Here is a 14324-nt window from a genome sequence, read left to right on the forward strand (position 1 = left end):
CGAAGCGAACAGAGTTCTCAGGGAGGAGAAATCATGAAGACCTTCTTTGCCAACCTTGCAGGGATCGCCCTTGCCACTGGCCTTGCAGCGACCGCAGCACAGGCGGAAACCATCCGCATCGCGCTGGCGGAACAACCATCCGACGAAATGGCCGCCTTTTTCGTGGCTCTCGACCGCGCCAAGGCCAACGGCCTCGATTACGAATGGACCGCCTTCGCCGAAGAAGAGCTGGCCATTCAGGCCGTCCTCAGCGGCGACATGGACATCGCCTTTGGCACCCCCTACGCCGTGATGCAGCGGTCCAAGGCCCCGGTCCGGATCATCTTCCAACTGTCGCGCTTGGTGTTCTTCCCGGTTACGACCAAGGATTATGCCACGCTCAAGGATCTGGATGGCGTGCCAATCATGCTGCATTCGCGCGCAGGCGGCACAGATTCCATCGCCAACGTGATCGAAGACCGCGAAGGCATCAAATTCGGCGAACGTTCCTATGTTCCGGGATCGGACAACCGCGTGGTCGCCATGCTTGCCGGCCAGGCCGAAGCAACGATCCTTGACCTGTCCAACAAGAACAAGATCATCGCCGAGGCGGGTGACAAGTTCAACGCGCTCCCGATGTTCGAGGTCAAGGCCAGCGATGAGGCCCTTTTCGCCAATCTCGACTGGATGCAGGAAAACGAAGAGGCCGTGAACATCTTCGTCGATGCGCTGCACAGCGTCTGGACGGACATGGCCAAAGATCCGACCATCATCAGCAAGGAAACCGATCCGAACGGCCCCATCGGCCAACTTCCGGCCGAGGTTCTGGCCGAACTGGACGGGTTCTACACCGACGCAGTGGCTGGTGGACTCTATGACCCCAATGGCGGCGGGCGCGAAGCAGCGCAGGCTGATCTGGAATGGTACACCATGGCAGGCCAGCTGGAAGGCGATCCTGCCACGCTGAACCCCGAAGACTTCTGGTATTTCGCGCCGCTTGACGCCGCGATGAAGTAAACGCCGTCCCCTCGGACACAGCCCGCCGCCCGCTTGCGCCTTGTCGCATCGGGCGGCGGCCCTCCTTGCCTCGCCGTCGTCTTTGCAAAGGGCCAGCGATGATCAACCGCTCTCTCCTGCTTAAACTCCTCTCGGGGCTGATCGTCTTTGGCGCCTGGGAAATCGCCGGACGCGTCCCGATTTCCTACGCCTTTCCGACCTTCCTTGAATCCATGGCCGCGCTGGCGCGCATGACCTTTGATGGCACGATTTTCGTGGCCTATGGCGAAACCCTGCGCCCGCTGGTCGTTGGCGTCGCCATATCGGCGGTCTTCGGCATCGGCATCGGCCTTTGGATCGGGCTGTCGAAGCAGTTCGAATGGCTGTTTTCGCCGATCTTCATCGTCATGCAGGCCGCGCCCCTGGCGGCGCTGATCCCGATCCTTGTGATGATCTACGGCATCGGCCTGACATCGAAGGTCTTTGTCGTCTGCATCATGGCCATGCCGGTGATCGTGCTGAACACCGCCAGCGCCGTGCGCAACACCCCTGCCTCACTCAAGGAAATGGCCACGTCCTTCATGGCGGCCGACCGCGATGTCCTGCTCAAGATCATCCTTCCCGCCGCCTCACCCGTCATCTTCTCTGGCCTGCGCCTTGGCGTATCGGCCGGGTTCATCGGGGCCATCCTGTCGGAACTGAAGATCACCCCGACAGGCGTCGGTGACATCATCACCTACAGCCGGTCCATCGCAGATTACCCCAGCATGTATGCGGCGATCTTCTCCATCATCCTTCTGGCGGTTCTTTTCCTGAACCTGCTGGAAAAGCTCGAAAACATACTCTTTGAAGGGAACAACCGTGGATATGTCTCAGATTAAGCCAGACGCACGGCAAGCGATGCCCGCCACCGACAGCGCCGTTTCTGTCCGCAACGTGTCCAAGGTTTACGGCGATGTGCAGGCCCTCAAGGATCTGACGCTGGATTTCCCTCGGGGAGAGCTGACCTCGCTCCTCGGGCCGTCGGGCTGCGGCAAGACCACGCTGCTGAAAATCATCGCTGGCCTCCTGCCAGCCACGTCGGGCGAGGTTTTGATCAATGGCCGCGCCGTCACAGGCCCCGGCCCGGATCGGTCTTTCGTGTTTCAGGACTTTGCCCTGATGCCCTGGGCCACCGTCCTGCGCAATGTGGCCTTTGGGCTGGAACTGCGCGGCGTCGCAAAATCGGAACGCGAGGCCGTGGCTGAGAAATACATCGCCGCCGTGGGCCTTGCCGGGTTTGAACAGAAATACCCGCATCAGCTTTCGGGTGGCATGCGGCAGCGTGTCGGACTTGCCCGCGCGCTGTCAGTAAATGCCGAGGTACTGCTGCTGGACGAACCCTTCTCGGCCGTCGATGAACAAACCCGCCGCAAGTTTCAGGAAGACATGCTGGAACTGGTCCAGAACGAAAAGAAAACCTTCATCTTCGTCACCCATTCTATCGAAGAAGCGGTCTATGTCTCGGATCAGATTGCCATTCTGCTGCCGCGCCCCAGCCGGGTGTCGGAAATCATCCGCCCGGCCAGCTTCCGCGACAAGGGCGTCGCCAACATCCGCCGCGATCCGGAATACCTCGACATCGTCGATCGGATCTGGGCCTCGCTGCGCAACTATGTGGAATAGGCCATGACCCTTTTCGGCTACAAACTCCCCGCCCTGTCATCGCTGATCCTTTGGGCCCTGTTGTGGGAGGTGGTGGGGCGGCTGGAACTTACCTTCTTCGTCCCCCCCTTTTCTGAGGTGTTCACTACCCTCATCGCCCTGATCCCGACCCCAGCCTTCCTGTCGGCTCTGGGCGTCACGGCGGCAGCCTTTGGCGCGGGGGTGTTCTTTGCCATCGTGATCGGCATTCCCGTGGGCATCCTGATGGGCAAAAGCCGCGTGCTGGATGAACTGCTGCTGCCATGGGTCAACATCTTCCTGTCGGCCCCGCTGACGGCGCTGGTTCCGGTGCTGATGGTGCTCTTCGGCTTTGGCACCCGTACCGTGATCATCACCACCACGCTTTTTGCAATCTGGATCATCATCCTGAACGCCCGCGCAGGGGTAAAGCAGATCAACCGCTCGTTGGTGGAAATGGCGCGCAGTTTCGGCGCATCCCCGCTGGATGCCTTCTTCAAGGTCTATTTCTGGGCCGCCTTGCCCGAAATTCTCGGCGGTGTGCGCATCGGAGTGATCCGCGCGGTCAAAGGCGTAATCATCGGGCAGCTTCTGATTTCCATCGTGGGCTTCGGCGCGCTGTTCGAGCTTTATTCCAGCAAATTCCTGATGGCGGAATTCTGGGCCGTTCTGATCGTATTGTTCGGCCTTGCCTTTGCCCTGTCCGAGTTTCTGGCCTATCTGGAACGCAAGGTATCCTATTACGCGTCGTCGCGCGGCTGATCAGGCCGCGCCGCACGTCCCCGATCCAAGAGGCAAGACATGACCCGAACGCTCGCTGCTCTGCTCGCCCCTCATGCGGCAGAGGCCCCCGCCATCGGCGCACCGGGGCGTGATTGGCTGACATATGGTGGTTTGCGCCAGTTGACAGCCGACATCACCGAACAGCTTCGCAGCTTCGGGATCGCCGCGACCGACCGGGTGGCCATCGTCCTGCCCAACGGGCCGGACATGGCGGCTGCCTTCATCGCAGTCGCGCAGTCCGCCGTCACCGCCCCGCTGAACCCCGCCTATCAACAGGCCGAATACAGCTTTTACCTCGAAGATCTGCGCGCCCGCGCGCTGATCGTTCCCGAAGGCTATGACGGGCCCGCCCTTGCCGCAGCCCAACCCCTCGGTATGGCCATCCTGCGGCTGCAAGCCATCGACGGCGGCCCCGCCGGTCAGTTCCGCCTGACCGGGACAGCCGCCACCACCCCGGCCCCCGTTGCCCAGCCCGGCCCGGAAGATGTGGCGCTCATCCTGCACACCTCTGGCACCACGTCGCGGCCCAAGATCGTGCCGCTGACGCAGGCCAATCTTGCGGCCTCAGCAGGCAACATTGTGACTTCCCTCGTGCTGACCCCTGCGGATCGTTGCCTGAACGTCATGCCCTTGTTCCACATCCACGGCCTGATCGCGGCTGTCACCGCCTCACTCGCTGCAGGCGGGTCAGTCTCCTGCGCGCCAGGTTTTGACGCGCTGAAATTCTTCGGGCAAATGGCCGAGGTGCGCCCCACCTGGTACAGCGCCGTGCCAACCATGCATCAGGCCATCCTGTCGCGTGCCGCCCGCAATGCCGACACCATCGCCGCCAACCCCTTGCGCTTCCTGCGCTCTTCCTCGGCCTCCTTGCCCGCGCAAGTGATGCTGGAGCTTGCCGCCACCTTCAAGGCCCCGGTGATCGAGGCTTATGGCATGACCGAAGCCACCCATCAGATGGCCTGCAACCCCCTGCCGCCGCGGGAACAGAAACCCGGTTCCGTCGGCATCGCCGCTGGCCCCCTGCTGCGCATCGCGCATGAGGTGGAGGATCGTTTGATCTCTGGCACGGGCGAGGTGGTCATCTCCGGCCCCAACGTCACCCCCGGCTATGAGGGCAACCCCGAGGCCAACCGCAAGAATTTCTTCATGGCCGAAGGCCTGCGCTGGTTCCGCACCGGCGATCAGGGCGCGCTGGATGACGAGGGCTATCTGCGCCTCACCGGGCGGCTGAAGGAAATCATCAACCGGGGCGGCGAAAAGATCAGCCCGCTTGAGGTGGACGGCATCCTGCTTGACCATCCCGCCATCCAGCAGGTCGTGGCCTTCGCCATGCCCCATCCGAAACTGGGCGAAGAGGTCGCCGCCGCCGTCGTCCTGCGCGAAGGCCAAACCGCCACCGAACGTGAAATCCGCGATTTCTGCGCCACCCGCATGGCCGATTTCAAGGTGCCCCGCCGCGTGGTGATCCTTGACGAAATCCCCAAGGGCGCAACGGGCAAGTTGCAGCGCATCGGGCTGGCTGAAAAGCTGGGCCTTGGGGCAACGGCCTGAGCGGGGACAAGGACAGACCATGAAAATCTGCATCTTCGGCGCGGGCGCCATCGGCGGCTACATGGCCGCGAAACTGGTTCAAGCAGGGGCCGATGTCAGCATCGTCGCGCGCGGGCCGCATCTGGCCGCGATGCAGGACAAGGGCCTGACCCTGATCGAAGAAGGGCGCGATCCAATCACCCTGCCCGTCCGCGCCAGCGCCTCCGCCGCCGATCTTGGCCCGCAGGATTACGTCATCCTCACGCTCAAGGCCCATTCCGTGCCGCCCGTCGTCGGCGCGATGCGACCCCTCTTCGGCCCCGACACCACGCTTGTCCACGGCGTGAACGGCGTGCCGTGGTGGTACTTCCACAAACACGGGGGACCGCTTGACGGCACCCGTCTGCACAGCGTCGATCCCGGCGATGTGCAGTGGAACGGCTTCGGCCCCGGCCGCGTGCTGGGCTGCGTCGTCTATCCGGCGGCCGAGGTGAGCGAACCCGGCACCATCCACCACATCGAAGGCAACCGCTTCTCGCTGGGCGAGCCTGACGGGTCCAAGTCGGACCGCGCCATCGCCCTGTCGCAGGCCTTGCAAGCCGCAGGGCTCAAGGCCCCCGTCCGCCCCCGCCTGCGCGATGAAATCTGGATCAAGCTTTGGGGGAACCTGTCCTTCAACCCGATCTCGGCGCTCACACATGCCACGCTGGACGTGCTTTGCACTGATCCCGGCACCCGCGATGTCGCCCGCCGCATGATGATCGAAGCGCAGGAGATTGCCGAAAAGCTGGGCGTCACCTTCCCAATCGATGTCGAACGCCGCATCGACGGCGGCGCTGCGGTGGGCGCGCACCGCACCTCGATGCTGCAAGACCTCGCCGCCGGCCGCCCTATGGAAATCGACGCCCTCATCGGATCGGTGCAGGAACTGGGCCGCCTGACCAACACGCCCACGCCGACGGTGGATACCGTCCTCGCCCTCATCACATTGCGGGGGCGGGTGGCTGGCCTCTACTGACAGACAGGCGGCGGCACCCGCCGCCACTCAAGGAATAACATCATGCGCTTCATCGTCGGCACCACAGAACCGGGCAAACCCAATGCGGTGTTTCTGGTCAAAGGCGACCAGGCCTGCAACCTGTCCGAGGCTCATCCCGGCATTGGCGCCGATCTGATGCGCCTGATCACCGATCCCGCGCTTCTGGCACGTCTTCGGGCCGAAGGGCTGGGCAATGTCACAGTCCCCACCGGCACGATCCGCCCCGCCCTGCCTGTTGCGCGGCCGGGCAAGGTGATCTGCCTTGGCCTGAACTATGTCGACCATGTCAAGGAAGGTGGCTACGACATCCCCACCTATCCCGCCTTGTTCATGCGAACCCAGACCTCGCTTATCCCTGCCGGGGCCCCGATGATCCGCCCCGCCTGTTCGGAGCGGCTGGATTATGAGGCGGAATTGATGGTCATCATCGCGCGCGGCGGACGTCACATCCCGGAAGAAACGGCCCTGGATCACGTCTTCGGCTATACGATCTTTAACGACGGCTCCGTCCGCGACTATCAGCGCAAGACGCATCAATGGACACCCGGCAAGAACTTTGACGCAACCGGTGCCATCGGCCCCGTCGTCGTGACGCCTGATGAACTGCCCCCCGGCGCTTCCGGCCTGCGCATCCAGACCCGCGTCGGAAGCGACGTCCTGCAAGATGCCAATACCAGCGAAATGATGTGGCCCGTTGCCCGCACCATCGCCACGCTGTCGGAATACACCACACTGGAACCCGGCGACATGATCGCCATGGGCACACCCCCGGGCGTCGGCCATGCCCGAACCCCGCCCCGCTGGCTGCGTCCCGGCGAAACGGTCGAGGTCGAAATCGAAGGCATCGGCATTTGCGCCAACCCGGTGCAGGACGAAATCCTCGCCCCGGCCTGACGCGGCCATCTTCGGCTGACAGGATCGTGACGGCGCGTGACCGGCACGATCCCGCCCTCCTCTTGCCCCTGCCCCGCATCCGGGCAAACTCTGCCGCATTTCCACAGGGATTTCCGTCAGATGCCCAGATTGTCCCGCCGCAGCTTCGGCCTTGCCCTTGTCGGCACACTTGCCGCCCCAGCCACCCTGCGCGCCCAGTCCACTACTGAAGACCTGCGCAGCGCCGCACTCGACCTGCCACAACTTCATGCCATCCTCGTTCAACGCGGTGATGATCTCTTGCTGGCCGAGGCCCCACGGGGGCGCGGGCTGGACCGTGCAGCCAATATCAAATCCTGTTCGAAAAGCTTGCTCGCCCTGATCCTGGGCACCACCATCGCGCGTGGCGAAGTGCCGGGCCTGACGGCCCGTCTGGCCGACATTGCCCCTACACTGATCCCGTCTGATGCCACCGCCGGTGCCGGCGATCTGACCCTGTCCGATCTGGTCACCCTGCGCGCGGGGCTTCAGGGTACTTCGGGCGGCAATTATGGCGCTTGGGTGGGGTCCGGCAACTGGGTCGCCTATGCCCTGCGCCAGCCACGCATCGCGCCAAACGGCGGGCGGATGATCTATTCCACCGGCACCACCCATGTACTTGGCGCGGCGCTATCCGTGGCCACCGGGCGCAGCCTGCTGGACCTCGCCCGCGAACGCCTTGGTACCCCGCTGGGCATAGACATCCCGAACTGGACACGCGATCCGCAGGGATATCATTTCGGTGGCAATGAAATGGCGCTCACCCCAAACGCCATGCTGCGCGTGGCGCTTGCGATGCGCGATGGCGGGCGGATTGATGGGGCGCAGGCGCTTCCCGCCGACTGGATCGCCGCCTCGCGCACGGTGCAAACCCGATCCCCCTTCTCGGGCCTTGGCTACGGGCTTGGCTGGTTCATCAGCCCCTCAGGCTGGACCCTCGCGCGTGGCTATGGCGGCCAGATCATCGCCGCCCACCCCGACCGCGCGCTTGCCGTCGCCATCACGTCGGACCCGACGCAACCCGCCCGGTCCGAAGGATATTTCGGCACGCTCATGCGCCTGCTCGACGGCCCGATCCTCGCTCTGGCCTGAACTGGGGCGAGAACCGGCTCACTCCGCCGGAACAGACCCACCTGTCGCCTCATCCAACTCGCGCCGCAACCGCGCATCCTCGGTGGCCTTGGGCACCGAAAACCCGGCCAGCAACAGATAGACCACCGGCGTCAGATACAGCGTCACCACCGTGGCCAGCCCCAACCCGCCCACGATCACCCAGCCCAGCGCCTCGCGCGCCTCCGCCCCCGGCCCGCTGGACAGGATCAACGGCACACCGCCGACCACTGTCGACACCATGGTCATCATCACCGGACGCAACCGCATCACGGCCCCCTCAAGTATCGCCTCGCGCACCGATTTCCCGGCATCGCGCAACTGATTGGCAAACTCCACGATCAGGATGCCGTTCTTCGCCATGATCCCCACCAGCAGCACCAGCCCGATCTGCGAATAGACGTTCAGACTGCCCCCCGACAGGATCAGCGCAAAGATCGCACAGGCCAGACCCAGCGGAACCGTCGACATCACGATGATGGCTGAAAGAAAGCTTTCAAACTGCGCCGCCAGCACCAGAAACACGATCAAGATCGCAAAACCGAAAGTCAGGATCAGCCCCGACCCGGTTTCGTTCAGCGCCGCCGCCTCGGCCAATGGCACGATCCGGCTGCCCGGCGGCAGGATATCGGCTGCCAGCCGCTCCACCTCGGCCAACGCCGGGCCAAGCGCCAGACCGGGCGTCAGACCCGCAGTGATGGGGACAGATCGCATCTGCGCCTCTCGCCCCAGTTCCGGCGCAACAGCACGTTCTTCCAACCGGACAAAGGCCGAAATCGGCACATTCTGCCCCGTGCTCGACCGCATGAAGATGCGTTCCAGATCAGAGGGATCATTGACCGGGTCAGCGGTGGAAATCATCTGGATATCAAGGCTTCGGTCCCCGATGAACACCGTACCCACCGTCCGCCCGTCCAGCACCGCCTGCAGCGACTCGCCAAGCCCGTCGATGCTGATGCCAAGGTCCGACGCGCGCGCACGATCCACCTCGATGAACAGTTGCGGCTGTGTCGTATCATAGCCCAACCGCACCTGCCCGAACGCCGGATTCGCCTCCATCTGCGCAACCAAGGCGGCGGCTTGCGTCGACAACTCGTCATAGCTTGGCCCGACCAGCGCAAAGCTCAGCCCCTGCCCTGCACCACGTATGCGCAGGCTGTTGGGCTGAATGGCAAAGGCCCGCACCCCGATCACCGTGCCAAGGTTGCGATTGATATCGGCGACGAACTCTTGCTGGCTGCGCTCCCGCTCCCCCCAAGGGGCCAGCGTCATCACCATGAAGCCGGAATTGGCCGCACCCTGCCCGGCGATGGAGAACAGGTTCGTCACTTCGCCCGACTGAATAAAAGGGGCGACCACATCTTCGATTTCGCGCATCTTGCCAAAGGTGTAATCCAGCGACACGCCCTGCGGTGCCTCTACCCGCAGCAGAACAGCCGCACGATCTTCGGCCGGGGTCAGTTCCTGCCGAATGGTTCCAAGGGCCAGCACCGCGGCCCCGGCAAACAGCACAGACGCCATCACCACAACAACCGGCACCGACAGCGCCCACATCAGACTGCGGCGATAGATCCCCGACAGCGCCGCACCCAGCCGCAGGAAAGGCCCGTTCGCCTTCTGCCCCTGATCCTTGAGCAGACGGCTTGCCAGAACCGGACACAGCGTCAGCGCCACCACCGACGACAGCAAGACCGCCATCGCCAACGTAAAGCCGAACTCGCGGAACAACCCGCCCGCCTCGCCCGGCAAAAAGGACAAGGGCACAAAGACCGCCGCCAGCGTGGCCGTTGTTGTCACCACGGCAAAGAATACCTGCTGCGTTCCCAGCACTGCCGCCGCCCGCGCGCCCATCCCCTCGGACCGCCGCCGCACAATGTTTTCCAGCACCACGATCGCATCATCCACCACCATGCCCGTCGCCAGCACCAGCGCGAGCAGTGTCAGGATGTTGATGCTGAATCCGGCCACATAAATCGTGGCCAGCGTCCCGATCAACGCCACCGGCATGGCAATCGAAGGCACCAGCGTCGCCCGAATGTCCAACAGAAAGGCATAGATCACTGCCACGACGATCGCCGTCGACAGGATCAAGGTCAGCACCACCTCATGCAGCGCCCCGGCCACAAAGACCGCGTCATCTGACGTCACCCGCAGGGTCACATCCTCGGGCAGCAGGGGCTGCAACTCTTCAACCGCTGCCGTCACCGCGGCCGAGATGTTCAGCGTGTTCGACGCCGCCGCCCGCAGGATTCCCAGACCGACCCCCGCCTCGCCATTGGCGCGCAGGATGGATTCACCCAAGGCCGGCCCCAGGCTCACCCGCGCCACATCACCCAGACGGATACCGTCGCCCAGGATGATCGCCTCGAATTGCTCGGGCGTATTGATCGCCGCGGTCGTGCGCACCACCAGCGACTGGGTGTCCGAGGCCAGCGAACCTGCCGGCGCATCCAGCGACACATCTGCCACCGCCGCGCGCAGATCGGCCAGCGACAAGCCCCGCGCCGCCAATTGCCGCATGTCGATATCGATGCGGAACACCTCGTCGCGGTTGCCGAAGATCTGAAGATCAGCCACGCCTTCGACCGACAGCAGGCGATCCTCGACCAGATCCTCGGCCAGCCGCGTCAATTCCTCGGGGCTGCGCTGCGCCGAAGTCAGCGAAAGACGCATCACCGCATCGGCATTGGCATCCGCCTTAACGATGCGTGGCGGATCGGCATCCTCGGGCAACGAATTGGCAATCCGCGCAATCGCATCGCGCATATCCGTGGCCGCCACATCCAGATCGGTTGACGTGGAAAACTCCACCGTCACCCGGCTGCGCCCAAAGCGCGAACTGGACGAGATGTCGCTGACCCCCGACACCCTGCCTGCCGCGCCTTCAATGGCAGCCGTTATCTCGCGGTCAATCGTTTCGGGTGCCGCCCCGGCATAGTCCACGCTTACGGTGATGACCGGGCGGTCCACCTCGGGCAGTTCGCGCACTTCCCCGCCCAGATAACCGGCAATCCCGGCAATCACGATCAACGCGTTCAGCACGAAAGCCAGGATCGGGCGGCGAATGAACAATGCCGTTCCGGACATGTGGGCGTTGCGTTCGATGCGATTCATGGCCGCCCCCGGATCAAAGCTTTGCCGGCGGCGCAGCGCCCGCACTGACCTCAGCCGCCGCGTCCTCGCCCTGCACCCGTACCGGCGCGCCGGGGCGAACAGATTGGACACCCTCCACGATCACCAGATCGCCGGGCGCAAACTCCGCCGCCACCAGCACGGCGCTTTCGGATCGTTGCAGGATTCGTATCGGCAGTCTTTGCGCCATCTCCTCGCGCACCACCCAGACAAAGGCCCCGTCGCGGTTCCATTGCACCGCCAGCGGATCGACCGAAGGCGCAGGCTCGCCAGGCAGATCGATGGTGATGGCAAAGGACATCCCGGCCCGCAGCCGATCATCGGCATTGTCCAGCCGCGCCTGCACGCGTAGCGTCCGGCTGGCCGGATCAACCCTGTTGTCGATGGCGCTGACGATCCCGGCCACCTGCCCGAACCCACCGGCAAGCGCCTCGGCCATCACAGGATCGCCCGGACCAATGCGCCCGACCATCCGCTCCGGCAGCCGAAAATCTACCAGCAGGACCGACCGGTCGTCGATTTCGGCAATCTCGGTCGATGTGGTGATCTGCGCACCCACTTCGGCATTCAGAATGCCGATCCACCCCGACACAGGCGCCGGAATTTCGCGCAGCGACAGGTCAAACTCTGCCTGTCGCAATTCCAGTTCCGCCTGCCGCAGGCCAAGCTCGGCCTCGCGCAGTTGCACCGCCGTGCTGGCCCCCGATCCCTGCAACTGCTGCAACCGCTCCAGCGCCGCCCGCGCATCATCCAGCACCAGTTTCGCCCGCTCGACAGCGATGGTCTCGGCCTCACGATCCAGCCGCAGAAGGACAGCGCCTTCCTGCACCCGCTGGCCGGATTGGACCAGCACCTCAGTCACCCGACCTGGCGTCTCTGCGACCACCGTCACCGCCCGGATCGCTTGCCCGTCCCCGATGGCGGCCACCTTGTCAGCAATGCGCCCCTCGCCCGGCGCGCGCGCCACCACCAAGGGTGGCTCGCCACCCCCACGTTGGCCACCGCCCGCAGGGGCACCCGCCTCCGGCTCTGCCGCCATCAGGCCGATCCCATCCAGAACCGGGCCCAGCCCGACCGACCGCAAGGCAAGATTGACCGTCGGCACAAAGGCCGCAGCGCAAAGCAGCGCGATCACAAGCACACCAAGACTCAGGACGCCTTGCTTCCACATCGCCATCGAGTCGCTACCCTTGGTTGCCGGATCGTTCGATGGGGCAGAGAGTGACCTGCAATTCGCCCGCTGCAACCCCACGATGATAATTTTTCCAACACGATGGGGTGATTTGCCTCATCCGAAGGCACCTGCTCGAGTCCGATCCCGGCCACACAGGCACCAGCACGGTCACTGGCGCAAAGACCGGCCCGATCAGCGCCGTTTCCCCGGCGGGATCGTTGTCCTTTGCCCGCGCGGCCCGGTTGTCACGGGCGTGTTGCTGCGGTTTTCCTCCAGCAGCTTGCGCCACCGGTCCAGCCGCGCCTGCTCCAGCGTTCCGGCGGCCACCGCCGCCTGTACGGCACAGCCCGGCTCATGGGCATGGGTGCAGTCGCGGAACCGGCAGTTCGGGGCCAGTTCCGCGATTTCGGCAAACAGCACATCCAGCCCCACCGATATATCGCTGATATGCAGCGTGCGGATGCCCGGTGTATCGATCACCCAGCCGCCCCCTGCTATCCCGTGCAACGACCGCGAGGTCGTCGTATGCCGCCCCTTTGAATCATCCTCGCGGATGTCGCCAGTGGCTTGCGCCTCTTCCGGGGCCTTGTCGGCCAGCGTGTTCAGCAGCGTTGACTTACCCACCCCCGACGACCCTACCAGCGCCACCGTCTGCCCCTCGCCACACCAAGGGGCAAGCGTCCCCACAGCCTCGGCGGAGTTGGCGTTCAAGGTCACCACGGCCAGCCCGCGCTGCAACCCGGTCACCTGTTCCAGATAGGGGCTTGCGTCCGGCACCTGATCGACCTTGGTCAGAACGATCACCGGCGTTGTTCCCGCCTCATTTGCCAGCGCCAGATAGCGTTCCAGCCGCGCCGGATTCAGATCATCATTGCAAGACGTGACGATGAACAGCGTATCGACATTGGCCGCAATCAACTGGGGCGCGGTGCCCCCCTCTGTGCGTCGCTGCAACACGGTCTTGCGGTCCAGCCTGCGCCGCAGAAGCGCCGTCTCCGGCTCCACCAGCACCCAGTCGCCAACAGCATAGTCCGCCGTATTCGCCTTTGGTGCGAGTTGCAGCTTCACCGGCCCGCGCATGGATTGCGCCGTCATCCGCGACCGATGCACGGTCGCCACGCGCATCCGCTCCAGCCCGGCTTCATCCGGCTCAAGCTGCTCATCAAAAAAGGCCGACCAGCCAAGGGCCGCAAGCGTTTGGGGGGAGGCGTCAAGATCATCCGTCATCCCCTTTGCATGCGCGTCAGACCGGCCCAGCGCAAGCCCTGTCTTGCCTTTCCCGCGATGGGGAAGGACCGGAACGCATTTGCCAATCGGCTGGACGGCAGACCCCCATGCCGCTATCCGCAGTCACAGTGCAGCCGGCACGGAACAAGGGGGCGAACAAGATGCTGTGGGAAATCCGCGCGCGCATGAAGCCTGCCCTGTCGATCATCGACCTGATCCCCCATGTCCACCGCACCCCCACCCTTGCCGCCCTGCGGCGCGCAGTGCTGGAGGGTCGCCCCCAAACCCTGCACCTCACCGACGAAGACCGCGACCTCGCCTTTCACGATGCCGCGGTGCAACTCACCTCGCCCATCGGCGCACGGGTCTTGCAGGCGCTCTATAAGGGCGGGCATCTGAAATTGAAAAAGCCCGGTGCCAAAGCATTGCCCGCGCTCGAGGCTTATATCGCGACCGAACCGCAATTCCGCGCCGATGTGGCCCGCATCCGCGCGGAAGAGGATGCCCGCCGCGCAAGGCTGGCCGCCATCATCGCCGACCCGGCCTGCGCCCATGAGTCAGAGCTTGACCCCACCTTGATCGATAAGGTCATGTCGGCCCGCCTCGGCCACGCCGCCGAAGGAGAAATGCGGATCGCAAGCGTCACCTGCCACCGCGCCATCCTCCACCCACCAGAAACATCCGATGCCCGCCTGCGCAGCGAAGGCCGCGTGATCTGTTGGTGGATCGACAGCACCGGCACGCGGCAGGGCGATCCCGGCTAAATCAACGCCGCCCCAC

The 14324-nt window shown here is 64.3% G+C and carries 12 protein-coding genes; 9 read left to right on the forward strand and 3 right to left on the reverse strand.

The annotated features are described in order from the left end of the window. Nucleotides 1–33 precede the first annotated feature (33 nt). The 8 genes from RSE12_13945 to RSE12_13980 all read left to right on the forward strand — a co-directional run bounded on the left by RSE12_13945 (nucleotide 34) and on the right by RSE12_13980 (nucleotide 7993). Entirely contained in the window at nucleotides 34–996 is a 963-nt protein-coding gene (locus RSE12_13945; GenBank protein WRH61474.1) for an ABC transporter substrate-binding protein, read from the forward strand. Nucleotides 997–1094: 98 nt separating this feature from the next. Then, the gene (locus tag RSE12_13950; GenBank protein WRH61475.1) at nucleotides 1095–1856 is read left to right on the forward strand and encodes an ABC transporter permease subunit; all 762 of its coding nucleotides are present in this window, start codon (nucleotides 1095–1097) and stop codon (nucleotides 1854–1856) included. Continuing rightward, nucleotides 1843–2640, forward strand: coding sequence for an ABC transporter ATP-binding protein (locus RSE12_13955; GenBank protein ID WRH61476.1), 798 nt, complete (start codon nucleotides 1843–1845; stop codon nucleotides 2638–2640). The genes RSE12_13950 and RSE12_13955 overlap by 14 nt, the downstream gene beginning before the upstream one ends. Nucleotides 2641–2643: 3 nt before the next feature. After that, complete coding sequence (locus RSE12_13960; protein WRH61477.1) at nucleotides 2644–3399, forward strand: ABC transporter permease subunit; 756 nt, start codon at nucleotides 2644–2646, stop codon at nucleotides 3397–3399. 39 nt (nucleotides 3400–3438) lie between these two features. Further along, nucleotides 3439–4971, forward strand: coding sequence for an acyl--CoA ligase (locus RSE12_13965; protein WRH61478.1), 1533 nt, complete (start codon nucleotides 3439–3441; stop codon nucleotides 4969–4971). A 19-nt stretch (nucleotides 4972–4990) separates the two neighbouring features. Next, nucleotides 4991–5968 carry a 2-dehydropantoate 2-reductase gene (locus tag RSE12_13970; protein WRH61479.1) on the forward strand — a complete coding sequence of 326 codons (978 nt, stop codon included), beginning with the start codon at nucleotides 4991–4993 and terminating at the stop codon, nucleotides 5966–5968. A 42-nt stretch (nucleotides 5969–6010) separates the two neighbouring features. Beyond that, the gene (locus tag RSE12_13975) at nucleotides 6011–6883 is read left to right on the forward strand and encodes a fumarylacetoacetate hydrolase family protein (GenBank protein ID WRH61480.1); all 873 of its coding nucleotides are present in this window, start codon (nucleotides 6011–6013) and stop codon (nucleotides 6881–6883) included. A gap of 120 nt (nucleotides 6884–7003) precedes the next feature. Beyond that, nucleotides 7004–7993 (forward strand): serine hydrolase, encoded by a 990-nt coding sequence (locus RSE12_13980; GenBank protein ID WRH61481.1) that lies wholly within the window; start codon nucleotides 7004–7006, stop codon nucleotides 7991–7993. Nucleotides 7994–8011: 18 nt separating this feature from the next. On the opposite strand, the gene RSE12_13985 is transcribed toward RSE12_13980, so the two are convergent. The 3 genes from RSE12_13985 to rsgA all read right to left on the reverse strand — a co-directional run bounded on the left by RSE12_13985 (nucleotide 8012) and on the right by rsgA (nucleotide 13544). Beyond that, nucleotides 8012–11125, reverse strand: a complete 3114-nt coding sequence (locus tag RSE12_13985; protein ID WRH61482.1) for an efflux RND transporter permease subunit — start codon at nucleotides 11123–11125, stop codon at nucleotides 8012–8014. Nucleotides 11126–11138: 13 nt separating this feature from the next. Continuing rightward, nucleotides 11139–12320, reverse strand: coding sequence for an efflux RND transporter periplasmic adaptor subunit (locus RSE12_13990; protein WRH61483.1), 1182 nt, complete (start codon nucleotides 12318–12320; stop codon nucleotides 11139–11141). Nucleotides 12321–12509: 189 nt separating this feature from the next. Then, nucleotides 12510–13544, reverse strand: a complete 1035-nt coding sequence (gene rsgA / locus RSE12_13995) for a ribosome small subunit-dependent GTPase A (GenBank protein WRH61484.1) — start codon at nucleotides 13542–13544, stop codon at nucleotides 12510–12512. A gap of 161 nt (nucleotides 13545–13705) precedes the next feature. Here rsgA and RSE12_14000 point away from each other — a divergent pair, with 161 nt between their 5' ends. Then, complete coding sequence (locus tag RSE12_14000; GenBank protein WRH61485.1) at nucleotides 13706–14308, forward strand: hypothetical protein; 603 nt, start codon at nucleotides 13706–13708, stop codon at nucleotides 14306–14308. Nucleotides 14309–14324 lie beyond the last annotated feature (16 nt).

This window comes from Fuscovulum sp. (assembly GCA_035192965.1).
GTDB lineage: Bacteria > Pseudomonadota > Alphaproteobacteria > Rhodobacterales > Rhodobacteraceae > Paragemmobacter.